Annotated in this window: 25 protein-coding genes and 1 riboswitch; of the genes, 7 read left to right on the forward strand and 18 right to left on the reverse strand. The window is 73.0% G+C overall.

The features are described from left to right. Nucleotides 1-54 precede the first annotated feature (54 nt). Nucleotides 55-1,503 (reverse strand): aminotransferase class I/II-fold pyridoxal phosphate-dependent enzyme, encoded by a 1,449-nt coding sequence (locus tag ACFZAT_RS22605; protein WP_391266269.1) that lies wholly within the window; start codon nt 1,501-1,503, stop codon nt 55-57. Nucleotides 1,504-1,550: 47 nt separating this feature from the next. Here ACFZAT_RS22605 and ACFZAT_RS22610 point away from each other — a divergent pair, with 47 nt between their 5' ends. Together ACFZAT_RS22610 and ACFZAT_RS22615 are read left to right on the forward strand one after the other, a co-directional pair. After that, the gene (locus ACFZAT_RS22610) at nt 1,551-2,522 is read left to right on the forward strand and encodes an EamA family transporter (protein WP_391266272.1); all 972 of its coding nucleotides are present in this window, start codon (nt 1,551-1,553) and stop codon (nt 2,520-2,522) included. Between the two features lie 152 nt (nt 2,523-2,674). Beyond that, nucleotides 2,675-3,442: a GntR family transcriptional regulator gene (locus tag ACFZAT_RS22615; protein WP_391266276.1), complete on the forward strand. Its 768-nt coding sequence runs from the start codon at nt 2,675-2,677 to the stop codon at nt 3,440-3,442. A gap of 36 nt (nt 3,443-3,478) precedes the next feature. Here the strand turns inward: ACFZAT_RS22615 and ACFZAT_RS22620 are convergent, their stop codons facing one another. Further along, complete coding sequence (locus ACFZAT_RS22620) at nt 3,479-4,636, reverse strand: ROK family protein (protein ID WP_391266278.1); 1,158 nt, start codon at nt 4,634-4,636, stop codon at nt 3,479-3,481. 281 nt (nt 4,637-4,917) lie between these two features. On the opposite strand from ACFZAT_RS22620, the gene ACFZAT_RS22625 reads away from it, so the two are divergent. Further along, on the forward strand, nt 4,918-5,352 hold the full coding sequence (locus ACFZAT_RS22625) for a hypothetical protein (RefSeq protein WP_391266279.1): 435 nt from the start codon (nt 4,918-4,920) through the stop codon (nt 5,350-5,352). Here the strand turns inward: ACFZAT_RS22625 and mug are convergent. From mug to bioB, 10 genes are all read right to left on the reverse strand, one after another. After that, nucleotides 5,286-5,894 carry a G/U mismatch-specific DNA glycosylase gene (mug, locus tag ACFZAT_RS22630; RefSeq protein WP_391266280.1) on the reverse strand — a complete coding sequence of 203 codons (609 nt, stop codon included), beginning with the start codon at nt 5,892-5,894 and terminating at the stop codon, nt 5,286-5,288. The genes ACFZAT_RS22625 and mug overlap by 67 nt on opposite strands. A 28-nt stretch (nt 5,895-5,922) precedes the next feature. Next, nucleotides 5,923-7,365, reverse strand: a complete 1,443-nt coding sequence (gene purB / locus ACFZAT_RS22635; protein ID WP_391266282.1) for an adenylosuccinate lyase — start codon at nt 7,363-7,365, stop codon at nt 5,923-5,925. A gap of 59 nt (nt 7,366-7,424) precedes the next feature. Next, nucleotides 7,425-8,294, reverse strand: coding sequence for a GDSL-type esterase/lipase family protein (locus tag ACFZAT_RS22640; RefSeq protein ID WP_391266283.1), 870 nt, complete (start codon nt 8,292-8,294; stop codon nt 7,425-7,427). A gap of 82 nt (nt 8,295-8,376) precedes the next feature. After that, complete coding sequence (locus ACFZAT_RS22645; protein ID WP_391266284.1) at nt 8,377-9,396, reverse strand: CNNM domain-containing protein; 1,020 nt, start codon at nt 9,394-9,396, stop codon at nt 8,377-8,379. Then, nucleotides 9,393-10,730: a CNNM domain-containing protein gene (locus ACFZAT_RS22650; RefSeq protein WP_391266285.1), complete on the reverse strand. Its 1,338-nt coding sequence runs from the start codon at nt 10,728-10,730 to the stop codon at nt 9,393-9,395. Before ACFZAT_RS22650 ends, ACFZAT_RS22645 begins: the two co-directional genes overlap by 4 nt. Nucleotides 10,731-10,895: 165 nt before the next feature. Further along, entirely contained in the window at nt 10,896-11,336 is a 441-nt protein-coding gene (locus tag ACFZAT_RS22655; RefSeq protein ID WP_391266286.1) for a GNAT family N-acetyltransferase, read from the reverse strand. A 63-nt stretch (nt 11,337-11,399) separates the two neighbouring features. Further along, nucleotides 11,400-12,683 carry a cytochrome P450 gene (locus ACFZAT_RS22660; protein WP_391266290.1) on the reverse strand — a complete coding sequence of 428 codons (1,284 nt, stop codon included), beginning with the start codon at nt 12,681-12,683 and terminating at the stop codon, nt 11,400-11,402. A 218-nt stretch (nt 12,684-12,901) separates the two neighbouring features. Beyond that, on the reverse strand, nt 12,902-13,591 hold the full coding sequence (gene bioD / locus ACFZAT_RS22665) for a dethiobiotin synthase (protein ID WP_391266293.1): 690 nt from the start codon (nt 13,589-13,591) through the stop codon (nt 12,902-12,904). 3 nt (nt 13,592-13,594) lie between these two features. Then, complete coding sequence (locus ACFZAT_RS22670; RefSeq protein ID WP_391266295.1) at nt 13,595-14,899, reverse strand: adenosylmethionine--8-amino-7-oxononanoate transaminase; 1,305 nt, start codon at nt 14,897-14,899, stop codon at nt 13,595-13,597. Next, the gene (gene bioB, locus ACFZAT_RS22675; RefSeq protein WP_391266298.1) at nt 14,892-16,115 is read right to left on the reverse strand and encodes a biotin synthase BioB; all 1,224 of its coding nucleotides are present in this window, start codon (nt 16,113-16,115) and stop codon (nt 14,892-14,894) included. The genes ACFZAT_RS22670 and bioB overlap by 8 nt, the downstream gene beginning before the upstream one ends. Nucleotides 16,116-16,257: 142 nt before the next feature. Between bioB and ACFZAT_RS22680 the strand changes: the two genes are divergently transcribed. Next, nucleotides 16,258-17,403 carry an aminotransferase class I/II-fold pyridoxal phosphate-dependent enzyme gene (locus ACFZAT_RS22680; protein WP_391266301.1) on the forward strand — a complete coding sequence of 382 codons (1,146 nt, stop codon included), beginning with the start codon at nt 16,258-16,260 and terminating at the stop codon, nt 17,401-17,403. Between the two features lie 14 nt (nt 17,404-17,417). Here the strand turns inward: ACFZAT_RS22680 and ACFZAT_RS22685 are convergent, their stop codons facing one another. Both ACFZAT_RS22685 and ACFZAT_RS22690 read right to left on the reverse strand, forming a co-directional pair. Further along, entirely contained in the window at nt 17,418-17,615 is a 198-nt protein-coding gene (locus tag ACFZAT_RS22685) for a DUF397 domain-containing protein (RefSeq protein ID WP_391266303.1), read from the reverse strand. A 24-nt stretch (nt 17,616-17,639) separates the two neighbouring features. Then, nucleotides 17,640-18,500, reverse strand: coding sequence for a Scr1 family TA system antitoxin-like transcriptional regulator (locus tag ACFZAT_RS22690; RefSeq protein ID WP_391266306.1), 861 nt, complete (start codon nt 18,498-18,500; stop codon nt 17,640-17,642). 205 nt (nt 18,501-18,705) lie between these two features. On the opposite strand from ACFZAT_RS22690, the gene ACFZAT_RS22695 reads away from it, so the two are divergent. Beyond that, nucleotides 18,706-19,137: an ATP-binding protein gene (locus tag ACFZAT_RS22695; protein ID WP_391266308.1), complete on the forward strand. Its 432-nt coding sequence runs from the start codon at nt 18,706-18,708 to the stop codon at nt 19,135-19,137. 10 nt (nt 19,138-19,147) lie between these two features. Here the strand turns inward: ACFZAT_RS22695 and ACFZAT_RS22700 are convergent, their stop codons facing one another. From ACFZAT_RS22700 to ACFZAT_RS22710, 3 genes are all read right to left on the reverse strand, one after another. Continuing rightward, on the reverse strand, nt 19,148-19,621 hold the full coding sequence (locus tag ACFZAT_RS22700; protein WP_391266312.1) for an NlpC/P60 family protein: 474 nt from the start codon (nt 19,619-19,621) through the stop codon (nt 19,148-19,150). Nucleotides 19,622-19,624: 3 nt separating this feature from the next. Beyond that, a riboswitch (cyclic di-AMP (ydaO/yuaA leader) is annotated at nt 19,625-19,821 on the reverse strand. Between the two features lie 304 nt (nt 19,822-20,125). Beyond that, complete coding sequence (locus ACFZAT_RS22705) at nt 20,126-20,434, reverse strand: hypothetical protein (RefSeq protein WP_391266314.1); 309 nt, start codon at nt 20,432-20,434, stop codon at nt 20,126-20,128. A 7-nt stretch (nt 20,435-20,441) separates the two neighbouring features. Further along, nucleotides 20,442-21,074, reverse strand: coding sequence for an ATP-dependent Clp protease proteolytic subunit (locus tag ACFZAT_RS22710; RefSeq protein ID WP_391266316.1), 633 nt, complete (start codon nt 21,072-21,074; stop codon nt 20,442-20,444). A 96-nt stretch (nt 21,075-21,170) separates the two neighbouring features. Between ACFZAT_RS22710 and ACFZAT_RS22715 the strand changes: the two genes are divergently transcribed. Continuing rightward, on the forward strand, nt 21,171-21,455 hold the full coding sequence (locus ACFZAT_RS22715; RefSeq protein WP_391266319.1) for a type II toxin-antitoxin system prevent-host-death family antitoxin: 285 nt from the start codon (nt 21,171-21,173) through the stop codon (nt 21,453-21,455). Between the two features lie 66 nt (nt 21,456-21,521). On the opposite strand, the gene ACFZAT_RS22720 is transcribed toward ACFZAT_RS22715, so the two are convergent. After that, nucleotides 21,522-22,511 (reverse strand): ABC transporter permease, encoded by a 990-nt coding sequence (locus ACFZAT_RS22720; protein WP_391266322.1) that lies wholly within the window; start codon nt 22,509-22,511, stop codon nt 21,522-21,524. Between the two features lie 127 nt (nt 22,512-22,638). Between ACFZAT_RS22720 and ACFZAT_RS22725 the strand changes: the two genes are divergently transcribed. Continuing rightward, complete coding sequence (locus ACFZAT_RS22725; RefSeq protein ID WP_391266324.1) at nt 22,639-23,268, forward strand: TetR family transcriptional regulator; 630 nt, start codon at nt 22,639-22,641, stop codon at nt 23,266-23,268. Nucleotides 23,269-23,280 lie beyond the last annotated feature (12 nt).

Consider the following 23,280-nt stretch of genomic DNA (forward strand, 5'->3'; position numbering starts at 1 on the left):
GAAAAACCGTAGAACCCGCCACTGACAATCGGTCATCACCGCAGGTCAACAGTGCTATTGGGCAAGGCCGGCCAGTGCTCGCACCCCGCGCACGATGTCGGCCGGCGCCAGGTGGGCGTAACCGAGGACGAGGCGTACGCGGTCGCCCGCCGGCCGCTCCGTCCCGTACTCGCGCAGCAGCCGCACCGCGACTCCGGCACCCGCCGCGCGCTGGGCGAACTCCTCGTCCGGGCCCCAGCGTCCGGGGAGCCGCGCGATGGCGTGCAGCCCCGCCGCGACCCCGCTCACCTCCGTGCCCGGGATGTGCTCGGACAGGGCCCGTGTGAGCACGTCCCGGCGCTCCCGGTAGGCGCGCTGACAGCGCCTCAGCTGGCGGTCGTAGCCCCCGCCGGTCACGAAGTCGGCGAGCACCGCCTGTTCGAGGGACGGGTTGCCGAGGTCCATCATCCGCTTCCGCTCCACCAGCTCGTCGGTCATCGACGCGGGCGCGATCAGCCAGCCGAGACGGAGCCCTGGAGCCAGCGACTTGCTGACGGAGCCGGTGTACGCGACGCGTTCCGGATCGAGGCCCTGGAGGGCGCCGACCGGCGCCCGGTCGTACCGGAAGTCACCGTCGTAGTCGTCCTCGATCAGCAGCCCGTCCACCTCCCGCGCCCACTCCAGGAGCCGGCTGCGACGAGCCGCGGAGTACGCCACTCCGGTCGGGAACTGGTGGGCCGGAGTCGTCACCGCGGCCCGCACCCCGGAACGTTTCAGCGGCTCCAGGGCCAGGCCCCCGTCGTCCAGCGGGACCATGGTGGTCGCCACCCCGGCGGAGGCGAAGAGCGCCGTGTGCTCCGGGCTTCCCGGGTCCTCCACCCCGACCGTGCGCACCCCGCGCCCGTGCAGGACGAACCCGAGCAGCGTCGTCGCCTGCGCGACCCCGGAGCACACCAGCAGCCGTTCCGGATCGGCGACCACCCCGCGCCGTCGCGTCAGCAGCGCGGCCAGGGCCACCCGCAGCTCCGGCAGCCCGCGCGGATCCGGATAGCCGAGCGCGCCGTGCGGCAGCCGCCCGAGCACCGAGCGGTGCGCGGCGGCCCACGCGCTGCGCGGGAACAGGGAGAGATCCGGTGTCCCGGGCCGGAAGTCGACCCGCACCCCGAGGGCGCGCGGCGCCAGATCCCGCGCCCCGCCCGCCGCCGCCCGGGCCGACCCGCTCACCCACGTCCCCGCACCGCGTCCGCTGCGCAGATAGCTCTCCGCCGTCAGCTGCTCGTACGCCTCGGTCACCAGACCGCGCGAAACCCTCAGATCGGCGGCCAGCTCACGGCTGGACGGCAGCCGCGTCCCCGGCGCCAGACGGCCGGAGCGGACCGCCTCCCGCAGCGCCGACTGGAGTGCCCGGCCACGGCCGCGCACCGGAGCGGACGCCACCGGAAGCAGCAACTCCCAGGCCGCCGAGACGGATGCACGGTCCGGACCGCCGCCACCGGAAGGCGGATTGGTCCCCGAAGCTGTCATGGAAGTGGACCTTAAACCGAACCACCGCGCTCCCTAGCGTCGGTCCCATGAACGCGACCCCCCTGCGCGGCGCCCTGCTCGCCGCCTTCGCCTGCGTCCTCGTCGGCGCCTCCTTCACCGCCAACAGCGTCCTCGGCGACTACCCCTACGCGGGTGGCCAGGCGCTCCGCTACGGCCTCGCGGCGCTTCTCCTGCTGCCCTTGATCCACCGCCCCGGCGAACCCCGCCCCGCCGCAACCCTCCGCCTGCTCACCAGGCGGCAGTGGGGGCGCCTGGCGCTGCTCGCCGCCGTCGGCATGGTCGGCTTCAACTTCGCCGTCCTGGCCGCCGAACGCTCCGCCGAACCCGCGGTTCCCGGCGTCTTCGTCGGCTGCGCCCCGATCCTCGTCGCCGTCCTCGTCCCCCTGCTGGAAGGACGCGGGCCCGCACGGCCCGTGCTGTACGCGGCGGGCCTGGTCGCCGCCGGGGCGTTCACGGTCCAGGGCTGGGGGCGCACCGACCTGAGCGGCATCCTGTGCTCCGTCGGCGCGCTGGCCGGTGAGGTGGGCTTCGCCGTGATCGCGGTGCCGGTGCTGCGCCCGCTGGGCCCGAAGCTGCTGTCCGCGACCGTGTGCGCCGTCGCGTCGGCCGAAGCGACGGTCCTCGGCCTGGTGCTCGACGGCGGCGGCTTCCTCCACGTGCCGACCGGGGCCGAGGCGCTGGCGCTGATCTGGCAGGCGGCCGTCGTGACGGTCGTGGGCTTCGTCTGCTGGTACATGGGCATGCAGCGCATCGGCGCCGAGCGCGCCACCCTCTTCTCCGGCCTCATCCCCGTCTCCGCGGCGCTCACCGCCCCGCTCGTCGGGACCGGCTCCTACGGCCTCGCCCAGGCCGCCGGGTCATGCCTCGTCGGCCTCGGTGTGGCGATCGGCTCGGGAGTGCTGGGACGGCGCGGCGCCACGGTCCCGCGGGCAGAAGGCCCGGCTCCGAAGGCGGACACCGGGCCGCGCGCGGTGCGCCGGTCCGCGAACGTCCTGTGAACGCTGTGCGGCACACCGTCCATTCACAGGGTCTCCGGCGGAGGATTGGTCTTGACCAAGGGGTTGCGCCGTCCTATGGTCTCAACGTTAAGACAGGAACCTTTAATAAATAACGTCGCGGAATAAGCCGCTGGGCGATTGCGGAGGACAGGGTGGGGACCACGCAGCTGGAAACGGTGCAGGAGCCGAAGTACTGGCACCTCAAGACCGTGCTCAGTGAGGCACTCGACTCGGACTTTGCGGTGGGGGAGATCCTCCCCAACGAGCGTGAGCTCGCCGCCCGGTTCGGCGTCGCCCGGGCCACGCTCCGGCAGGCCCTGGAACAGCTCGAACTCGAAGGCAGGCTGCACCGCCGCCGGGGCGTCGGGACCACGGTCGCCCCGCCCCGCGTGGGCGTGGCCGTCTCCACCGCCCGCAACGACTGGACCGACGGCGGCGCCGACACCGCCTGGCAGCCGGTGGACTGCGAGAGCGCTCCCGCCCCGGCAGCCGTGGCCGCGACGCTGAACGCCGGTGCCGAGGAGCCCGTGCACATCGTGCGCCGCATCCGCACCAGCCACGGCCAGGTGGTCGCCGCCGAGCTGCTCTACGTGCCGTCCGCCTCGGTGCCCGAGCTGTCCGGGATAGACGCCCCGTCCGGCGCGGCCCGCGCCCGTAACGTCGTCCGCGAACTGCACCGCCTCGGCCTCGACGGCCAGGACCGCTCCGTCGAGCTGGGCTCCGCCCGCGCCGACGACGCCAAGGAGCTGGACCGGCTCCCCGGCGCCCCCGTCCTCGTGGTCACCACCCGCTACCTCGCCGCGGGCGGCACGGCCGCGGTCTCGGTCGCGACGTACCGGGCCGACACCTGCCGGCTCACCTTCGGCGACTCGGGCGACCTGGAGATCAGCCACCCGGCCCAGGAACGCCAGGCCTCCTGACCCCGGTCACCAGCCCGCACCCACGGCCCGTCGCGTTCAGCGGCGGGCCGTCACCGTTCCCTCGACGGCGAACAGCTCCTCCTCGACATGGTCGAGCGCGAGCCGCAGCGCACCGGTCGCCACCACCGCCTCGCCGAGGAGCGACAGGCACACCCGGGGCGGGCGCAGGCAGTAGCGGGCCAGCTCGCTCCGCAGCGGGTCCAGCACCCCGTCCAGACCGGCGGCCCAGCCCCCGACCACCACCAGCTCGGGGTCGAGCGCCAGCACCAGCGCCGCCACGTCGTGCACCAGTCGCTGGATGAACCGCTCCACCGCGGCCCGCGCCTGCTCGTCCCCGTGCCGCGCCTTCGCGAAGACCGCGGCCACCGCCTGCTCGTCCAGCGGGTCCAGCGGGGTGTCCGTCGTGGACAGCAGGTGCTCCGGCGTCACGTCCCGGCCGAGCAGGTGCAGCGCGCCGATCTCCCCGGCCGCCCCGCCGAACCCCCGGTGCAGCCGCCCCCCGATCAGGGAACCGGCGCCCGGGCTCAGCCCCGCCAGGACGAACACGATGTCGTCGGACTCCGTGGCCGCGCCCTTCCAGTGCTCGGCGACGGCGGCGGCGTTGGCGTCGTTCTCCACGAGGACCGGGCAGCGGAAGGAACGCCGCAGCCGTTCGCCCAGCGGCAGGCCCGTCCAGTCCGGCAGCGCGGTGCCCAGCCGTACGGTCCCGTCGGCCTCCACGATGCCCGGGCTGCCCACGCCGACCGCGCGCAGGCTGCTGCGGGCCACGCCGGTGCGGCGCAGCACGTCGGCGACCACGGCCCGGACCCGGTCGAGGCGGTCGTCGGCACCGGCGGTCTCCGACACCTCGCGGGAGCCGGCGCCGATGATCCGGCCGTCCAGGCCCGACAGCAGGGCGGAGACGCGGTGCGGGCCGATCTCGATGCCCAGCAGGTGCCCGGCCTCGGCGCGGAAACGGAATCGGCGGGCGGGACGGCCCTGGCGGCGCGTTTCGGCCCCCTCGGGAGCGCACTCCACGACCAGGCCCGCCTCGAAGAGCCCTTCGACGACGCCCTCGACCGTCGGGCGCGACAGCCCCGTGATCCGGGTCAGGTCCGTGAGGGTCGAGGAGGAGGCACCCCGGAGGGCATGGAGTACCACCGCGGAATTGATCCGCCGCAGCAGCGAGGGATCCCCGCCGGTCAGCCGGCCCACGGTGTGTCCTCCCAGCTAGTGCGCATGTCAGGCGGATCGTACTCGCTGCTCAGGGGGGAGGCGACCGAGGGATGCGAAGCCGTTAGGAAGGGGTTCGGCGGGCCGGCTCCGGCTGCCCCGGACCCGGGTGCGACGTCCGGCGCCATCTTCTGCGGGGCACCGCCCAGTTGGTGTCGGGTGGATGCCAACTGGAGGCGGGGCAGCCGGAACGAGGTGGCTGAAATCATCTCAAAGTACGGAGCCGGGCCCCGATTGTCAGTGGGGAAAGGTTTACTGACGGCATGACCACCGCACATCACCTCCGCCTCATCGACGGGATGCGCACCCGGGATTTCCCGGGGGAACGCGTCCGGTCGGATTCGGGAGTCAGCGGTCCCGGTTACCACACGGCGTTCCTGTACGTGGACGATGTCTGGGAGGACGACGAGGCGGGCCGGCTGGAGCGCCGCGCCCAGTGCCTCGCGGACCACGCGGCGCTGGTCACCCTGCTCGGCAGCCGCTGGGGCGAGCCGCAGCTGGTCAGTCTGTTCAGCGCCCACGAGCGGATGCTCGCCGGTGAGGAGATACCCCAGCCCTGGGCGGACACGGCCGCGGGCTGCGAGTACCTGCGCCTCTGGTACATCGAGGAGCGCTGGATAGCGCTCGCCCTCTATCTGGAGGAGGGCGGCTCCGGCTGCGAGCTGAGCGTCGTCGTGACGGAGACCGACCCGCCCTGAGGGCCATCGGCCTCCACGGCCGCGCGCAGCCGCGCGTACTCCTCGGCCATGGTGGCGGCCGTCCAGTGCGCGTTGAGGCCGCTGGGGTTGGGCAGCGCCCAGACCCGGGCCCCGCCGACCGTCCGCTCCTGCGGCCCGATCCGGGCCCTGCGCTCGCCGAATGCGGTGCGGTAGGCCGTGATGCCGACGACCGCCAGCCAGCGCGGGCGCAGCCGTTCGACCTTCGCGGTCAGGATCCGCCCGCCCTCCCGGAACTCCTCGGCTGACAGTTCGTCGGCCCGGGCGGTGGCCCTGGCGACGACATTGGTGATGCCCAGCCCGTGGTCGAGCAGGTGGGCCTGCTCGGCGGGGGCCAGCCGGCGCGGGGTGAAGCCGGACAGATGGAGCACCGGCCAGAAGCGGTTGCCGGGGAAGGCGAAGTGGTGGCCCGTCGCCGCTGTCGTCAGGCTCGGGTTGATCCCGCAGAACAGGACGCGCAGGCCGCCCGCGACCACGTCGGGAACGACGTGGTCGCGGGCGGCCTGGAGCTCTTCGGGCGTCATCTGCGGGAACGGTGCGCCGGGGCCGCTGTCAGAGGATGGAGCCGGGCGCGTAGCCGGCGGCCTCGGGGTGCTGCTTGGTGATCTCCTCGATCCGCGCGACGAGCGCGTCGACCTGGTCGCCGGCCGCCCCGGTGAAGGACAGCTTGTCCGCCATCAGTTCGTCGAGCTGGGCGCGGTCCAGCGGGATGCGCGCGTCGGCCGCGAGCTTGTCCAGCAGTTCGTTGCGCTCGGTGCCCTGCTCGCGCATGGCCAGGGCGGAGGCAACGGCGTTCTCCTTGATGGCCTCGTGGGCGACCTCGCGGCCGACGCCGGCGCGTACCGCGCCCATCAGCACCTTGGTCGTCGCGAGGAACGGCAGGTAGCGGTCCAGTTCGCGGGCCACGACGGCCGGGAACGCGCCGAACTCGTCCAGCACCGTCAGGAACGTCTCGACCAGCCCGTCGAACGCGAAGAACGCGTCCGGCAGGGCCACCCGGCGCACCACCGAGCAGGAGACGTCGCCCTCGTTCCACTGGTCGCCCGCCAGCTCGCCGGTCATCGAGGCGTAGCCGCGCAGGATGACCATCAGGCCGTTGACGCGCTCGCAGGAGCGGGTGTTCATCTTGTGCGGCATCGCGGACGAGCCGACCTGGCCGGGCTTGAAGCCCTCGGTGACCAGCTCGTGGCCGGCCATCAGCCGGATGGTCTTCGCCACCGAGGAGGGCGCCGCCGCCAGCTGGACGAGCGCGGTCACCACGTCGTAGTCGAGCGACCGGGGGTAGACCTGGCCGACCGAGGTGAAGGCGTGCGCGAAGCCGAGGTGCGCCGCGATGCGCTCTTCGAGCGCGGCGAGCTTCCCGGCGTCGCCGCCCAGCAGGTCCAGCATGTCCTGCGCGGTGCCGACCGGGCCCTTGATGCCGCGCAGCGGGTAGCGGCCGAGCAGGTCCTCAAGGCGGCCGTACGCCACCAGCAGCTCGTCCGCCGCGGTCGCGAACCGCTTGCCGAGGGTGGTGGCCTGCGCCGCCACGTTGTGCGAGCGCCCGGCGACGACCAGCTCGCGGTACTCGGCGGCCAGCTTGCCGAGGCGGGCCAGGACAGCCACGGTGCGGTCGCGCATCAGCTCCAGGGAGAGCCGGATCTGCAGCTGCTCGACGTTCTCGGTGAGGTCGCGCGAGGTCATGCCCTTGTGGACGTGCTCATGGCCGGCGAGGGCGTTGAACTCCTCGATCCGGGCCTTCACGTCGTGCCGGGTGACCTTCTCACGCTCGGCGATCGAGGCCAGGTCGACCTGGTCGAGGACGCGCTCGTAGTCGGCGAGGGCGGCGTCGGGCACCTCGATCCCGAGGTCCTTCTGGGCGCGCAGCACCGCCAGCCACAGCCGGCGTTCCAGCTTCACCTTCTGCTCGGGGGACCAGAGGACGGCCAGCTCCGTGGAGGCGTAGCGGCCGGCCAGGACATTGGGGATGCGAGGCTTCGCAGACACAGCAGTCACGTGTACGGATTCTACTGGCGGTTCGTGCAGCTCAGCGCCCAGGTCCGGTTTGTGCGTTGCTACGAACCGGACGCGTCCCGCGCCTCCCGCCCACTGGACTCCACCTGCCGCCACGTCCCCACCGGGGCCGTCCAGCCGTCCTCCTCCGGGGTCACCCAGAAGCCCCGCCCCAGCTCGGCGTCGAACTGCGCTCCGGCCCGTCCGTCGCCCGACGAGCGCCCCGTGAGCCGGCGGCCGATCCAGGGCAGCAGGTGCTGCCGGGCGAAGCGCACGTCCTCCACCCGCCGGGCGGCCCAGCGGGCCGGGGCCGAGGCGGGCAGCGGAGCCCGCCAGTCGCCCTCCGGCGGCAGCCCCAGGGCCTGCCAGACCGCCTCGGCGACGCGGCGGTGCCCCTCGGCGGTCAGATGCAGCCGGTCGACGTCCCACATGCGCGGGTCGCCCAGCGCCGGGGCGCCGTACAGGTCGACCACCACCGCGCCGTGCCGCGCGGCCAGCTCGTCCACCAGCGCGAACAGCTCCTCCATGCGCGGCCGGAACCGGTCGAGCACGGGCCCGTTGCGGCCGGGGCTGCGCATCAGCACCAGCTTCTGGCAGGACGGGGCCAGGCGCTCCACCGCCTCCTCGAGGCGTCCGCGCACCATGCCCATGTCGCACTTGGGGCGCAAGGTGTCATTGAGGCCACCGACCAGCGTCACCACGTCCGCCCGCATGGCCGCCGCCACATCCACCTGCTCGTCCACGATCTGGGCGATGAGCTTCCCGCGTACCGCGAGGTTGGCGTACCGGAATCCCGGTGTGCGGGCGGCCAGCCGGGAGGCGAGCACATCCGCCCAGCCCCGGTACGAGCCGTCGGGCAGCAGGTCCGACATGCCCTCGGTGAACGAGTCGCCGACCGCGACCAGACTGGTGTATGAGGCATTGATTTCCATGGCGATGCGATCGTATCGCGGTGCGGTACGGCCCCGACGGGCGCTGGGCGGCTCCGGGCCGGAGCCGCCCAGCGCCCGTGGCTCAGCGGCTCTGCGGCCGTCCCACCAGTTCCCGGAGGACGTCCTCCATCGTCACCATGCCCGCGAGCCTGCCGTCCTCGTCCAGGACAGCCGCCAGGTGCGTACGGCTGCGCCGCAGCGCCGTGAGCGCGTCGTCCAGCGGTGTCGCCGCCCGGACCCGGGCGATCGGCCGCATCGAGGACACCGGGAACGGCATGTCGCGCGGGGTGACGTCCAGGGCGTCCTTCACGTGGAGGTAGCCGAGGATGCGCTGTTCCGCGTCCATCACCGGGAAGCGCGAGAAGCCCGTCTCGTACGACAGCCGTTCCAGCTCCTCCGGTGTCGCCCCGACCCGGATGTACATCACCTTGTCGACCGGCAGCACCACGTCCCGGACCGGGCGGCGGCCCAGCTCCAGCGCGTGGTGCAGGCGCTCGGCGGCCCGGTCGTCCACCAGCCCGGCGTCACCGGCGTCCTTCACCAGGCGCGCCAGCTCGTCGTCCGAGAAGGTGGCCTCCACCTCGTCCTTGGTCTCCACCCGCAACAGCCTCAGCAGGGCGTTGGCGAAGGCGTTGATCGCGAAGATCACCGGGCGCAGTGCCCGGGCCAGCGTCACCAGCGGCGGGCCGAGCAGCAGCGCGGACCGCACCGGCTCGGCCAGCGCGATGTTCTTGGGCACCATCTCGCCCAGCAGCATGTGCAGATACGTCGCCACCGTCAGCGCGATCACGAACGAGGCCGGGTGGACCAGGCCGTGCGGCACGCCCACCGCGTCGAAGACGGGTTCCAGCAGGTGCGCGATCGCGGGCTCGGCGACGATACCGAGCACCAGGGTGCACAGCGTGATGCCCAGCTGCGCGGCCGCGAGCAGCGCCGAGACGTGTTCGAGGCCCCAGATGACGCTGCGCGCCCGCCGGATCCCCTGCTCGGCCTGCGGCTCGATCTGGCTGCGGCGCACCGAGATCAGGGCGAACTCCGCGCCGACGAAGAAGGCGTTCACGACCAGCGTCAGCAGACCGATGAAGAGCTGTACGGCGGTCATCGCTCGTCCTCCGACGGCTGGTGGGAACCGGTCAGCGGTGCGTGCAGCAGCGCCCGGGCGGCGCGGCGCCCGGAGGCGTCCACCACGTCGAGGCGCCAGCCGGCCAGCTCGATCGTGTCGCCCACGGCCGGGATGCGGCCGATCTCCGTGGCGATCAGGCCCGCCAGCGTCTCGTACGGGCCGTCCGGCACCCGCAGCCCGATCGTCTCCAGCTGGTCCGTGCGGGCGGCGCCGTCCGCCGACCACAGGACACGCCCGTCGGCGTCCTCACCGGCCGGGGCCAGGTCCGGCGTCTCGTGCGGGTCGTGCTCGTCGCGCACCTCGCCGACGACCTCCTCCACGATGTCCTCCAGCGTCACGACGCCCGCCGTGCCGCCGTACTCGTCGATCACGACCGCCATGGCCAGCTTGCCGGACAGCCGGTCGAGCAGCCGGTCCACGGTCAGCGTCTCCGGGACGAGCACCGGCTCGCGCAGCATCTCGGAGACCCGCTTGCGGGGCCGCTCCTCGGCCGGGACCGCCAGCACGTCCTTGATGTGGGCGACGCCGACGACCGTGTCGAGGCTGCCCCGGTAGACCGGGAAGCGGGAGAGGCCGGTGGCCCGGGTCGCGTTGGCGACGTCCTCGGCGGTCGCGCTGACCTCCAGGGCGGTGACCTGCACGCGCGGGGTCATCACGTTCTCGGCGGTGAGCTCCGGGAGATTGAGGGTGCGGACGAACAGCTCGGCGGTGTCCGCCTCCAGCGCGCCCTCCTTGGCGGAGTGCCGGGCCAGCGCCACCAGCTCCTGCGGGCTGCGCGCGGAGGCCAGCTCCTCGGCCGGTTCGAGCCCGAAGCGGCGCACGATCCGGTTGGCGGTGTTGTTCAGGTGGCTGATGAAGGGCCGGAAGACGGCCGTGAAGGCCCGCTGCGGGGTGGCGACCGTCTTCGCGACCGCGAGCGGCGAGGAGATGGCCCAGTTCTTCGGGACCAGCTCGCCGACGACCATCAGGAACACCGTGGACAGGGCCGTGCCGATGACGAGCGCGACGGACGAGGCCACACCGGGCGACAGGCCCACGGCCTCCACCGGACCCCGGATCAGCTTGGCGATGGACGGCTCGGAGAGCATGCCGACCACCAGGTTGGTGACGGTGATCCCGAGCTGCGCCCCGGAGAGCTGGAAGGTGAGGCCGCGGACTGCCTTCATGGCGCTCGCGGCGCCGCGCTCGCCCTGCTCGACGGCGCGCTCCAGCTGGCCGCGCTCCACCGTGGTCAAGGAGAACTCCGCCGCGACGAAGGCGCCGCAGGCGAGCGAGAGCAGTACCGCAACGAGCAGCAGAAGCACTTCGGTCATCGGTTCACCTCCGTCCCATGATCGGGCAGGGACCGGCGGACCGCGCGATGTCGGTGGCTTCTGGGACTGGGAGGCTCGCCCATGGGCGGACGCTCACACCTTTCGTCGGAGGGGAAGGACTGCCTCACCATGGTAAAGGATCGGCAAAGTCGTTCGTGCGGCCGGTCACCTGATCCCTGTGCCCGGCCCGAGGGGCTTCACCCAACGCCGCCAGTGGTCCTCACGGTGGTAGCCGGCCGCCCGCCAGGTGTGGTGCGCCCGCTCGTTCTCCTCCAGGACCATCGCGTCCACCCGTCGCCCGCCCAGTTCGGCGAAGCGCCGCTCCGCCGCGTCGAGCAGTGCGGTCGCGATGCCCCGGCGGCGGTGGTCCGGGTGGACGGCAAGCCGGTAGGCGGAGCACCGCCAGCCGTCGAAGCCCGCGATGACGCTTCCCACGAGCACCCCCTCCCGTTCCGCGAGGAGCAGCGCCCCCGGGTCGCGGCGGATGAGCCGGGCGACCCCGTCGTGGTCGTCGCTGATGCTGGTGCCCTCCGCCGCCGTCCCCCAGAACAGCAGCACGGGGTCGATGTCGGCGAGGGCGGCGGGGCGTATGGAGAGATCACTCATGAGGGCGAGCCAATCAGAGGACCGTTCTCCGGGGCGAGTGCTTTCCCGCCGGTACGGGGCTGCTCAGCGCAGTCGTGCGGGCAGCGTCTCGACGCCGTACACGATCGACAGCTTGCGGAAGGTCAGGTCCTGCGGCGGCACGGCGAGCCGCATCGCGGGAAAGCGCCGGACCAGGGCCGGGAAGGCGGAGCGCAGTTCCATCCGCGCGAGCTCCGCGCCGATGCATCGGTGGATGCCGTATCCGAAGGCGAGATGCCCGGCCGGGGTGACCCGGTCCACGTCGAACCGCCCGTCGTCCGTGACGTACGCCGGGTCGCGGTTGGCGCCGCTCAGCGAGCAGAGCACCATGTCGCCGCGCGGGATCACCACCCCCGCGATCTCGATGTCCTCGCGGGCGAAGCGGGGGAACGCCATCTGCACGGCCGACAGATAGCGCAGCACCTCCTCCACGAAGGGCGCCGTCACCCCGTCGTCCGCGCGCAGCCGGTCCGCCACCTCCGGGTTCCGCAGCAGGACCAGGGCGCCGAGCGCGATCGTGCTGGCGGTCGTCTCGAAGCCTCCGGTGAGCACCCCGTCCGCCAGGCCCGCCAGTTCCTCGTCGTCCACGCTGTCCCCGTGCTCCCGCACGATCATCCCGAGCAGGCCGTCGCCGGGCGCGCGGCGCTGGTCCCGGACGACACCCCGGAAGTAGTCCAGCGACTCCGACATGGCGCCGAACGGAGCGGTGGTCCCCGCGAAGAGGTCGAAGCGGTCCATGGCCAGCTTCTGGAAGTCGTCGCGGTCCGCGTAGGGCACCCCGAGCAGTTCGCAGATGGTCAGCGACGGCACGGGCAGCGCGAACGCGTGCACCAGGTCCACCGGCCCCGGCGCGGCGGCCATCGCGTCCAGCCGCTCCGCGACGATGGCGTCGATCCGGGGCGTCAGCCGGCGCAGCCGGCGCATCGTGAACTCCGGGGTCAGGATGCGGCGCAGCCGCGTGTGCACCGGCGGATCGCTGAACCCGAGGCCGCCGGGGCTGTGCTCGGCGGCTATGCCCGCGTTGCCCGCCAGGTGGGCGAAGTCCGTGCTGAAGCCCTCGGCGGAACCGAGCACGGCCTTCGACTCCTCGTAGCCGGTGACCACCCAGGCGTCCATGCCGAACGGCAGGGCGACCCTGGTCACCGGTGCGCCCGCCCGGGTCTCGGCGAGCCGGCGGACCGGGTCGAGCCCGTCCCTGCGCAGTGGCATCAGCAACTGTTCCGGGAGGAGCCTCATCGTGGTCGAACCGAAGCCGTGCTTCTGGATCCTGGCCAGGTAGCCGCGTCCGAGCCGGGCCGTGATGCGGGAACGGAACGTCGTCGTACTCAATGTCACTCCATGAGTCGTCGCGAGAACTGGTCGGTTGACGCGCCTGTGGTGCCAGGACGTGGCCGACCGCGGTGACTTCGGCTCCCTGAGCCCTGAGCCCTGAGCAGGAATTATGACCAGGTGTTCGACCAATGGGGGGCCGGGGTACGGAATCCGTCCGGGATGCGACGGTGAACTGACGCGCCGGTGCCTCCCGGACGGGCCGGGATGTCCGGGGCTCAGCCCGGTGGCCGCTCGCCGCCCAGCGGTGCGGCCAGCCAACTCCCCGCCCGTGCACGGAAGTCCGCCGGGGCGAGCGCCCCGGCGCCTGCCGGGACGACGCCCAGCAGCGGTGCCCCGGCGGCCACCGGGAGGTCCGCCACATTGCAGCGCTCCGCCAGGCCGGGCGCGGCCGGCATGCTGCCGATGACCACCCCGAGGCAGTCGAGCTCGCGGGCCCGCAGCGCCTCCGCCGTCAGAGCCGTGGAGTTCAGGGTGCCCAGACCGGCCGGGGCGACCACCAGGACCGGGGCCGCGAGCAGCCGGGCCGCGTCGGCCAGGGTCGCGCCGTCGTCGTCGAACCGGACGAGCAGCCCGCCGGCCCCCTCGACCAGGACCAGGTCGTGGTCGGCGGCCAGCTTTCCGGCGGCCTCGGCGACCTCGAACGGGCGCACCGGGTCCATTCCGGCCCGGCGGGCGGCCGTCGCGGGCGCCAGCGGTTCGGGGAAGCGGGCGAGTTCGACCGCCGTGACATGGGCGCCCGCCAGCCGTACCACCTCCGCCACGTCGCCAGGCTCGCCCGGCTCCAGACCGGTCTGGGCCGGTTTGAGGACGGCGACGCGGCGGTGCGCGGCGGCCGCCGCCACGGCCGCCGTCACGATCGTCTTGCCGATCTCCGTACCGGTACCGGTCACCACCAGAACGGTCATAACTCAGCCCTCCCGCGCCGCAGCGCACACCGCGCGGCAGATCCGTGCCACGTCGTCGTCACCCGTCACATACGGCGGCATGGTGTAGACGAGGTCCCGGAACGGCCGCAGCCACACCCCTTCGCGCACCGCCGCCGAGGTCGCCGCCGCCATGTCCACCTCGTGGTCCAGCTGGACGACCCCGATGGCGCCGAGCACCCGCACATCGCGGACCCCGGGCAGCTCCCGCGCCGCCGCCAGGCCCTCGTTCAGCCCGGCCTCGATCCGCTTGACCTCCTGCTGCCAGTCCTGGCCGAGCAGCAGGTCGATGGAGGCGCAGGCCACCGCGGCGGCCAGTGGATTGCCCATGAACGTCGGGCCGTGGGCGAGCACGGGCACCTCGCCGCGCGAGATCCCGTCCGCCACCTCGCTCGTGCACAGCGTCGCCGCCATCGTCAGATAGCCACCGGTCAGCGCCTTGCCCACGCACATCACGTCAGGGGAGACCCCCGCGTGCTCGGCGGCGAACAGCCTGCCCGTACGGCCGAAGCCCGTCGCGATCTCGTCGAACACGAGCAGCACGCCGTACGCGTCGCACGCCTCGCGCAGCACGCGCAGCCAGCCGGGGGAGTGGAAGCGCATGCCGCCCGCCCCCTGGACGACCGGCTCCACGATCACGGCCGCCAGCTCGTCCGCGTGCCGCCCGATCAGCTCGCGCAGATGCGCCGCGTAGACGGGGTCGGGCTCGGAGTCGTAACCGGCGGGCGGCTCGTCCGCGAAGACCTGGCGGGGCAGGGCGCCGGACCACAGCTCGTGCATCCCGCCCTCGGGGTCGCACACCGACATCGGCTGCCAGGTGTCCCCGTGGTAGCCGCCGCGCCAGGTCAGCAGCCGTTTCTTGGCCGGCCGCCCGGCCGACCGCCAGTACTGGAGGCACATCTTCACGGCGACCTCGACCGACACGGAGCCCGAGTCGGCGAGGAAGACGTGGCGCAGCGGTTCCGGGGTGATCTCCACCAGCCGGGCCGCCAGCCGGACGGCGGGCTCATGGGTGAGCCCGCCGAACATCACATGGCTCATCCGGTCCAGCTGGCCGCGCGCCGCCTCGTTCAGCACGGGGTGGTTGTAGCCGTGCACGGCCGACCACCACGAGGACATCCCGTCGACCAACTCGTCCTGTCCGTGGGCGGGTTCGGCGAGCCGCAGCCGGACCCCGGACGCGGACTCCACGACCAGCGGCTCCTGCCGGCCCGGCATGGGGCCGTACGGATGCCAGACGTGCGCCCGGTCCAGGTCCCGGAGTGCGGCGGGGGAGAGCGGCTCAGGCATTGGGAGCGAGGTCGGTGCCGGCGCCGCGCCGGCGGACCGCCACCAGATCCGTACGGGCACCCGGCGTTCCCGGCACCTCGGCGGTGGGTGGGGCCTCCGCCTCCGCGCCCTCTCCGCACGGCCCGCAGCCGCCGCCGGCGTGCGAAGCGCAGCCCTCGGACTCGGAGGCACAACCGCCGCCCGCGTGCGAGCCGCAGCCCGCCACCGCGTCCGCGCGGTGCCGGGGGAGCGTCGTCGTACCCGCACCCTCCACCTCGAAACCGGCGTCCGCGATCATGTCCAGATCCGCCTGCCCGGCCTGGCCCTCACTGGTCAGGTAGTCGCCCAGGAAGATGGAGTTGACCAGGTGCAGGGCGAGCGGCTGCATCGAGCGCAGATGGACCTCGCGCCCGCCCGCGAGCCGCACCTCCACGTCCGGGCAGACGAACCGCACCATCGCGAGGATCCGCAGACACCGCTGCGGCGTCAGGTTCCACTCCTTGGCGAGCGGGGTCCCCTCGAACGGGATCAGGAAGTTGACCGGCACCGAGTCCGGGTCCAGTTCGCGCAGCGAGAAGACCACGTCGACCAGGTCGGCGTCGCTCTCGCCCATGCCCGCGATCAGCCCCGAGCAGGCGGAGAGCCCGGCGGCCTGCGCCTGCTGCACCGTGTCGACGCGGTCGGCGTAGGTGTGGGTGGTCGTGATCTCCCCGTACGTCCCCTCGGACGTGTTGAGGTTGTGGTTGTACGCGTCGGCGCCCGCCGAACGCAGCCGGTCGGCCTGGCCCTCGGAGAGCAGACCGAGGCAGGCGCACACCTCGACGCCCTCGTTCTGTTCCTTGATGGCCTCGATGGTCTGCGAGACCCGGTCGACGTCCCGGTCCGTCGGGCCCCGGCCGCTGGCCACCAGACAGACGCGCTTGGCACCCCCGGCCACCCCGGCCGCCGCCGCCTTCGACGCCTCATCCGGCTTCAGCCAGGTGTACTTGAGGATCCCGGCCTTGGAGCCGAGCCGCTGCGAACAGTACGAGCAGTCCTCGGGGCAGAGCCCGGACTTGAGATTGACCAGGTAGTTCAGTTTCACCCGCCGCCCGAACCACTGACGGCGCACCTTGCCGGCCGCGGCCACCACGTCGAGCAGTCGGTCGTCCGGGGTCGCCAGTACGGCGAGCGCTTCTTCACGGGTCGGCAGCTCGCGCCGCAGCCCCTTGTCCACCAGCGTGTTCAGGAGGTCCATGGCGATGATCCTGACGCACCGCACCGCCCGGAGCCAAGGAGGAACCGGACAACAGAGCTCACACGGGGTGTGTGCATTGCCACACCGTGTCTTGGCATGAGCCCGGTTAGGGTCTGTGAGCTGCCTACAAAAGGGACCGCCCATGCCCGCCACCCCGTTCGACTGGATCGACGACGAGGCGCGCCGGCGCGCGGACGCGGGGCTCGTCCGCCGGCTCCGTCCCCGCGAGGCCGGCGCGGAGCCGCTGGACCTCGCGAGCAACGACTACCTCGGCCTCACCCGGCACCCGGAGGTGACCGCCGCGGCGGCGGACGCCGCGCGCCGCTGGGGCGGCGGAGCGACCGGCTCCCGCCTGGTCACCGGCTCGACCGCGCTCCACGCCGAGCTGGAACGCGAACTCGCCGCGTTCTGCGGCTTCGAGGCCGCGCTCGTCCTCTCCTCCGGTTACGCCGCCAACCTCGCGGCCCTCACCGCGCTCACCGGACGCGGCGCCCTCATCGCGTCGGACGCGGGCAACCACGCCTCCATCGTGGACGGCTGCCGGCTCTCCCGGGCCGAGACCGCCGTCGTCCCGCACGCCGACCCGGAGGCCGTCCGCAAGACGCTGCGCGGGCACCGGGGCCGGAAGCTGGCCGTCACCGACTCGGTGTTCTCCGTGGACGGCGACGCCGCGCCGCTGGCCGCGCTGGCAGCCGTCTGCCGGGCGGAGGACGCCGCGCTGATGGTGGACGACGCGCACGGGCTCGGGGTGCTCGGCGCGGGCGGACGGGGCGCGCTCGACGCGGCGGGGCTCGCGGGCGACGCGGACGTCGTCGCCACGCTCACCCTCTCCAAGTCCCTGGGGAGCCAGGGCGGCGCGGTCCTCGGACCGGCCCGGGTCATCGACCATCTGGTCAACACCGCCAGGACGTTCATCTTCGACACCGGGCTCGCCCCGGCCGCGGTCGGCGCCGCCCTGGGCGGACTCCGCCTGCTGCGCCGCGAACCGGAGCGCGCGCTCAGGGCGCGTACGGTCGCCACCGCGCTGCACGAGGGGCTGACGGCGGCCGGACTGACGGCGGTGCGGCCCGACGCGGCGGTCGTCTCGGTCCGGGCGCCCTCGGCCGACGCCGCCGTGCGCTGGGCGGCCGACTGCCGGACCGCCGGGATGGCGGTGGGCTGCTTCCGCCCGCCGTCCGTGCCCGACGGCATCTCGCGGCTCCGGCTGACCGCCCGCGCGGACCTGACGGACGAGCAGATCGCGCGGGCGGTGGAGACGGTGCGGAGGACCGCACCGCAGAGCTGCTGAGGCGGTGGTCCGCCTCAGCGTTTCAAGCCGGAGACGAAGGACGTCCAGGCCGTCGTGGAGAACTCCAGCGGCGTCCTGGCCACGTCCTTCGAGTCGCGTACGGCCAGCAGCCGCCCGCTCCCGGACGGCGCGGTCTCCACGCAGTTGTTCATCCCCGTGCTGTAGCTGCTGCGTCGCCAGCGCGACGCATGCCGGGCGAGGTGTTCGGACATGACGCTTCCTCCGGGCGGTGGGGGTCACCCGTCGCCGCGGTCGATGGCGGCGATCAGGTCCAGCGTGTGCTCCGGCGACAGCGCGTGCGTCTGAAGGGTCTCGAAGGCCGAGCTGTACGCCGCAAGGTCTTCTTTCCGTTCCAGATAGAGGCTACTCGTCAAGTGGTCAAGAACGACCACGTCAAGATCAGAAGCAGTCGGAAAAGAGAAGATAACGAAAGGGCTGGTGAGGCTGACATAGCCGCCGACGGAGAACGGAAGTAACTGGAGCTGCACATGAGGAAGTTGTGCCACCCGGGCGAGATGGCGCAGCTGCTCCCGCATCACTCTTCGGCCACCGACCTCCCGGCGCAGCACCGCCTCGTCCAGGACCGCGCTCAGCCGCAGCGGCGGATCGCTCCGCAGTACCCCCTGCCGGGTCAGCCGCACCTCCACCAGTGAGTCCAGCTGGCCGGACGGCAGCCCGTCCAGAGACGCCCGGGTCACCGCGCGGGCGTAATCGGCCGTCTGCAACAGGCCCGGCACCACCGTGGTCTCCAGCGTGCGGGCGGTGCGCGCCTGAGACTCCAGGCTGATGAAGTCGCGGTACTGGGGCGGGATGAGCCCGCGGTAGGCGTGCCACCAGCCGGCGCCGCCCCCGCCCGCCGAACCGGCGAGAGCGCCCAGGACCTCGCGGAGCTTCGGATCGTCCATGCCGTACGCGTCGAGCAGCCGGTTCACGTCATCCGGCCGCACCCCGCTGACACCTGTCTCGATCCTGCTCACCTTCGACTGGTGCCAGCCGAGCAGCGCCGCCGCCTCGCGGCTCGTGAGACCTGACGCGTGTCGCAGGCTCCGCAGCTCCTCTCCCAGCTTGCGGCGCCGTACCGCAGGGCCGTGCTGCATCCGATGGCTCCCTCCCACTGCCCGACGAGCAGACAGTGTGGCGCCGGAGGGGGCCCGTGTGGGGAGAGTTCACCGGTTTGAGCGACAGATATATGCATATCTTGGGGGATCGCCGCCACGGAGGGCGGCATCGGTGGCAATCTGGCGCCAAGCGCAACCGGACCGTTCACCGGGCCGGTATCGGGTGGGAAAGGGACGGCTCGCCATGGCAGACCATCAGGAAGCACGTGTCACCCTGCCGAGCGAGCCGGTCTCGGTCTCCGCGGCCCGCGGGTTTGTCGCCCGGGTGCTGACGGAGTGGGGCCTGCCCGAGGACGCCGAGGCGGCCGACGCCGTCCGCCTCATCATCTCGGAGCTGGCCACCAACGCCGTCCTGCACACCTTCGGGCAGTCACCCACCTTCACCGTCGATCTGCGCCTGGAGCGGGACGAGGAACTGCGCGTCGGGGTGACGGACAGTCATCCCCGGCGGCCCCAGCGGCTGCCCGCCGCCGTCCAGCAGGACAACGGACGCGGCATGGTGATCATCCGCTCGCTGGCCAAGGAGTACGGCGGCCGGCTGGCCGTCACGCCGACCGCCGACGGCGGCAAGACCGTCTGGGTGGCGCTCCCGTGGTCGGTTCCCGTCCAGCCCTGAGACGGCCGGGTCAGGCGACCCGGCCGTAGAGGACGCTCCGGGTCCAGATCTTCTCCAGGCGGACCACGGCGCCGGTCTTCGGCGAGTGCCAGATCTTCCCGCTGCCGGCGTAGATGCCCACGTGGTAGACGCTGCGCCCGGAATGGAAGAAGACCAGGTCACCTCGTTGGCGCTTGGACGCCGAGATGTGCCTGGTCCTGTTGTACTGCTGCTGGGCCGTCCGGGGGAGTTTTCTGCCGGCCTTCTCGAACGAATAGAGCGTCAGCCCGGAACAGTCGAAGCTGCCGGGTCCGGTGGCGCCCCAGCGGTAGGGCGCCCCCTTCTTCGACGCGGCGATCTTCAGGGCCTTCATCGCGTGGCCGGCCGCCTGCGCCTCGGGCGCGGCTCCTGGGACGCACAGCGTGCCGCCGACGGCGGCCAGAGTCAGGACCGAGGCCGTGGTGGCCCGGGCGAGCAGAGACGGGACATGAACCTGCGCACTCATGCGCAACCCTTCGTCAGCCGCCTGTGAAGGATGACCTGTCGGGTTCGGGCTGGCGAAGTTGCCCGGCCGCGTGAGGCGGCTTCACCCCGAGGGACAACCGGAGATCCGGCGGTCCCGTAGTGCTCGGGTCCTCCACTCCTGCCGATCCACTCCTGTCGACCAGTCATCCGGGCGGCGGCAGGACTCGGCGTCCGCCCGGACCGCCCCGCCGCGGTGGCGGGGGCTTGTCGTCCCACGGATCTTGACTCACCCGGAGCCGGATTTCCGAGCCGGAACAGCCATCGGTGAAGACCGTCGCGGATGGCCCGTTCAGGTGGACGCAAACCCGTACGGCGGTCCGCCGGCCGCCCCCGGCCACGGCCGTACCAGCGGTGTCGCGAAGGAATCCGCCCCACGCGCATCAGGAAAAGGCAAATCGGCCCGTCGCTCGTGAGAGCGAACGCCTACGCCGAACGAGCGAGGAAATCCCGCGCGCCCCTCGGGCGTGTCGGTGACCTGCGGGTCTCAGTCCGGTGGGGCGGGCGGCAGGGCGACCCGGGCCGCCCGCCGCTCGCCGTCCAGCTCCCGCAGTGCGCGGGTCAACGTGGAGCTGTGGATGCGGGTTTCGCCGCGCCGGTGCATCAGCGCGAGCGCGTCCCGTAAGGCCGCCGCGTGCGAGGCGAGCGCCTGGGCGGCGCGCAGGGCCGCATACGTGTCGTCACCGTGCGCCGGGTTGATCCGGCCCACCTGGTCGACCACACGCAGATAGTGGTCGATGAACGCGGACTCGGCCCGGGTCAGGGCGGGCAGCGGCGGGAACTCCGGTGGCTGCATCGCCGGTTCACCACCCGGAGCGCGGCGGCTCCGGGACCCGCCTCCGCACGATGTGGTCCACCAGCCCGTACGCCAGGGCCCCCTCCGCGTCGAGGACGAGGTCGCGCTCGGTGTCCTCGGTGACCTGCTCGGCGGAGCGCCCCGTGTGCCGGGCCAGCATGCCGGTCATCGTCGCGCGCATCCGGGCCAGTTCGCGCGCCTCGATCTCCAGGTCGGACGGCTGGCCCCGGAGCGGCTCGTCCAGCGCGGGCTGGCTGACGACCACCTTGGCGCCGGGGAGCACGTGCCGCCGGCCCGGGGCGCCCGCGGCCAGCAGCACCGCCGCCCCGGCCCCCGCCCGGCCCAGGCAGTAGGTCTCCACCTCGCAGGAGAGGAAGTTCATCGTGTCGTACAGGGTCGTCATCGCGCCGAACGAGCCGCCCGGCGAGTTGATGTACAGCGAGACGGGCCGGTCCGGCGCGTCGTGCTCCAGATGCATCAGCTGGGCCACCAGGTCGTTGGCGGCGGTCTCGTCCAGGGTCGTGCCGAGGAAGACGACGCGCTCGGCGAGCAGCTTGGAGTACGGGTCGAGGGTCCGGGACCCCTGGGCGGTGCGCTCGGTGAACTCGGGCAGTACGTGACGGGCGGCGGGACGGTACACGGCTGTGCCTCTCCTCCGGTCGCGCGGGCGCAGCGGGGCGCCCGCGCACGCTTCCGTAAAAAATGTACAGGACGTACAGAAGGTTATGATGGGAGCATGGCCTACGAGATTCCGGTGACGCAAGCCCGGGCTGAACTCGCCGAACTGATCAACCGCGTCGTCTACGGCGGTGAGCGCGTGGTCGTCACGCGGCACGGCAAACCGCTCGTCGCCCTCGTATCGGCCGCTGACCTCGAACGACTGGAGAAGGAGGAGGCGGCGGAGCAGGAGCAGGTGATCAGCTCGGTCTCCTCGATCGGCTCCGCCGCGTCCGCTGCCGGCGAACGGCAGCGCTTCGGTATCGCGGCGGAGCACCGCGGCCACCACGGACGCGAGGACTGACCCCCGTACGCGGCAGTGCGCCCCCGTCCGCAGGGACGGGGGCGCACTGCTGTGCCGTGGACGCGGTCAGCCGGTCAGCGCGGGCTCCCGCACGGGCTCCGGCCGCGTGGTGCCCGCGGCCGTCCCGCGCCGCCCGCCGACGAGCACCGCGCCCAGCCCCAGCACCGCCCACACTCCGAGCGTCAGCGCGGGCACGGCCGCCGCCGCCCCGTCGAAGAACGCCACCGAGCGCAGCGCGGACCCGCCCGCCCCCGGCGGCAGCAGCTGACCGATCACGGCGATCGGGCGGGGGAGCAGTTCGGGTGCGCTGGTCACTCCGGAGAAGGGGTTGCCCAGCAGCACCATGAGCAGGGCGCCGATGCCGATGCCCGGAGTCCCGAGCAGGGCGGCCAGGCCCGCGACCGGTGCGCCGATGGCGAGCACGGTCAGGGCGATGGTCCCGGCCTCGCTCCACCAGTCGCCGGTGAGGGCGCCGAGCCAGCTGTCCGTCACGACGGTGGCCAGGAGCCCCACCCCGACGGCCACGCCGAACAGTGCGACCGCCGCCCGAGCTCCGCGCAGCCTCAGTACGGTCACGGCCGCGCCGGCGGCGACGCCCGCGATGGCCAGCGGCAGGATGCTCGAACCGAGGACGGCGCCCCGGGGGTCGGCGGCGGGTGCGGCCACCACATCGGTCACCGGCACCTCGGATCCGGCCGGTGCTCCGGCGGTCACCGCCTCGCGCAGCAGCTGGGCGACCACCGTGCTGCCGGCGCTCGCCGTCAGCAGCTCGGGGCCCTTGGCGGTCACGACGACCGCGCCGTAGACGGTCCGGTCCTCGATCGCGTCCCGGGCCGCGGCCTCGGATTCGTAGCGGTGCACCTCGAAGGCCCCGTCGCGCTCCTCGAACCGCTGCTGGAGCCGGTCGGCGGCCGGTGCGGCACCGGCGATCCCGACCGGCAGGTCGCGCGGTGCGGTCCGGGCGGCGGGCCAGGCGAAGGCCCACAGGGCGAGGGTCACCACCAGCGGCACCAGCAGGACCACCACCGCCAGGCGGCGGTTCGGGGTGAGGGGCATGGGACGGGCCTCGATTCGGGGAGAACGGACCCTCAAAGAGAAGGATCGTTCGTTTTATAAGACACGGCCACTGTCGCCCCGGCTGTCCTCGGTTGTCAAGAATGAATGTTCGTTTTAGGTTGGCGGCATGGCCCGTGTATCCCAGGCGCACCTCGACGCCCGCCGCAGACAGATCCTGGACGGCGCCGCGCGCTGCTTCGCCCGTGACGGCTTCCACGGCACCTCGATGCAGGACGTGCTGAAGGAGGCGGGTCTGTCGGCGGGCGCCGTGTACCGCTACTTCGGCGGCAAGGAGGACCTGATCGCGGCCATCGCGACCGAGGCCGTCAACGGCGTGCGCCGGGCCTTCGAGGGGGCGGCCCGGGACACCCCCGTCCCCACCCCGGACGTCCTGATCGGCCGGGTCTCGCGGAGCCTGTTCACCGATGGGCTCGAATCGGGGCGGGGGCTCGAACCCCGGGCCTACGCGGGGCTGATCATCCAGGTGTGGTCCGAGACGCTGCGCAGCGAGCGGCTGGCGGCCACCCTCACCGAGGCGTTCGGCGGGCTGCGCAGCGCCTGGACGGAGCTGGTCGGGCTGTACCGGGAGGCCGGGGTGCTCCGGGCGGACGTGCCCGACGAGCATGTCGCCCGGGCCCTGATCGCGACGGCCCAGGGGTTCATCGCCCAGCTCGCCATGTTCGGGGACACCGGCCCGGAGGTCCTGGAGAACGGCCTGCGCGGGCTGATGTCGATGGACCCGGTGGAGGCGGGCTGACCCCGCCCGGCC

Origin of the sequence: Streptomyces sp. NPDC008163, assembly GCF_042956885.1 — a bacterium.
GTDB classification, from domain to species: domain Bacteria; phylum Actinomycetota; class Actinomycetes; order Streptomycetales; family Streptomycetaceae; genus Streptomyces; species Streptomyces drozdowiczii_A.

What these genes read in the sequence shown, in the direction of transcription:
- ACFZAT_RS22700 (WP_391266312.1), bottom strand. Translation starts at nt 19,621, where the DNA reads ATGAGTGCGCAGGTTCATGTCCCGTCTCTGCTCGCCCGGGCCACCACG.
- ACFZAT_RS22695 (WP_391266308.1), top strand. Translation starts at nt 18,706, where the DNA reads ATGGCAGACCATCAGGAAGCACGTGTCACCCTGCCGAGCGAGCCGGTC.
- ACFZAT_RS22655 (WP_391266286.1), bottom strand. Translation starts at nt 11,336, where the DNA reads ATGAGTGATCTCTCCATACGCCCCGCCGCCCTCGCCGACATCGACCCC.
- ACFZAT_RS22715 (WP_391266319.1), top strand. Translation starts at nt 21,171, where the DNA reads ATGGCCTACGAGATTCCGGTGACGCAAGCCCGGGCTGAACTCGCCGAA.
- ACFZAT_RS22670 (WP_391266295.1), bottom strand. Translation starts at nt 14,899, where the DNA reads ATGCCTGAGCCGCTCTCCCCCGCCGCACTCCGGGACCTGGACCGGGCG.
- ACFZAT_RS22720 (WP_391266322.1), bottom strand. Translation starts at nt 22,511, where the DNA reads ATGCCCCTCACCCCGAACCGCCGCCTGGCGGTGGTGGTCCTGCTGGTG.
- ACFZAT_RS22625 (WP_391266279.1), top strand. Translation starts at nt 4,918, where the DNA reads ATGACCACCGCACATCACCTCCGCCTCATCGACGGGATGCGCACCCGG.
- bioD (WP_391266293.1), bottom strand. Translation starts at nt 13,591, where the DNA reads ATGACCGTTCTGGTGGTGACCGGTACCGGTACGGAGATCGGCAAGACG.
- ACFZAT_RS22705 (WP_391266314.1), bottom strand. Translation starts at nt 20,434, where the DNA reads ATGCAGCCACCGGAGTTCCCGCCGCTGCCCGCCCTGACCCGGGCCGAG.
- ACFZAT_RS22690 (WP_391266306.1), bottom strand. Translation starts at nt 18,500, where the DNA reads ATGCAGCACGGCCCTGCGGTACGGCGCCGCAAGCTGGGAGAGGAGCTG.
- ACFZAT_RS22725 (WP_391266324.1), top strand. Translation starts at nt 22,639, where the DNA reads ATGGCCCGTGTATCCCAGGCGCACCTCGACGCCCGCCGCAGACAGATC.
- ACFZAT_RS22680 (WP_391266301.1), top strand. Translation starts at nt 16,258, where the DNA reads ATGCCCGCCACCCCGTTCGACTGGATCGACGACGAGGCGCGCCGGCGC.
- ACFZAT_RS22650 (WP_391266285.1), bottom strand. Translation starts at nt 10,730, where the DNA reads ATGACCGAAGTGCTTCTGCTGCTCGTTGCGGTACTGCTCTCGCTCGCC.
- ACFZAT_RS22685 (WP_391266303.1), bottom strand. Translation starts at nt 17,615, where the DNA reads ATGTCCGAACACCTCGCCCGGCATGCGTCGCGCTGGCGACGCAGCAGC.
- ACFZAT_RS22610 (WP_391266272.1), top strand. Translation starts at nt 1,551, where the DNA reads ATGAACGCGACCCCCCTGCGCGGCGCCCTGCTCGCCGCCTTCGCCTGC.
- bioB (WP_391266298.1), bottom strand. Translation starts at nt 16,115, where the DNA reads ATGGACCTCCTGAACACGCTGGTGGACAAGGGGCTGCGGCGCGAGCTG.
- ACFZAT_RS22645 (WP_391266284.1), bottom strand. Translation starts at nt 9,396, where the DNA reads ATGACCGCCGTACAGCTCTTCATCGGTCTGCTGACGCTGGTCGTGAAC.
- ACFZAT_RS22605 (WP_391266269.1), bottom strand. Translation starts at nt 1,503, where the DNA reads ATGACAGCTTCGGGGACCAATCCGCCTTCCGGTGGCGGCGGTCCGGAC.
- ACFZAT_RS22640 (WP_391266283.1), bottom strand. Translation starts at nt 8,294, where the DNA reads ATGGAAATCAATGCCTCATACACCAGTCTGGTCGCGGTCGGCGACTCG.
- mug (WP_391266280.1), bottom strand. Translation starts at nt 5,894, where the DNA reads ATGACGCCCGAAGAGCTCCAGGCCGCCCGCGACCACGTCGTTCCCGAC.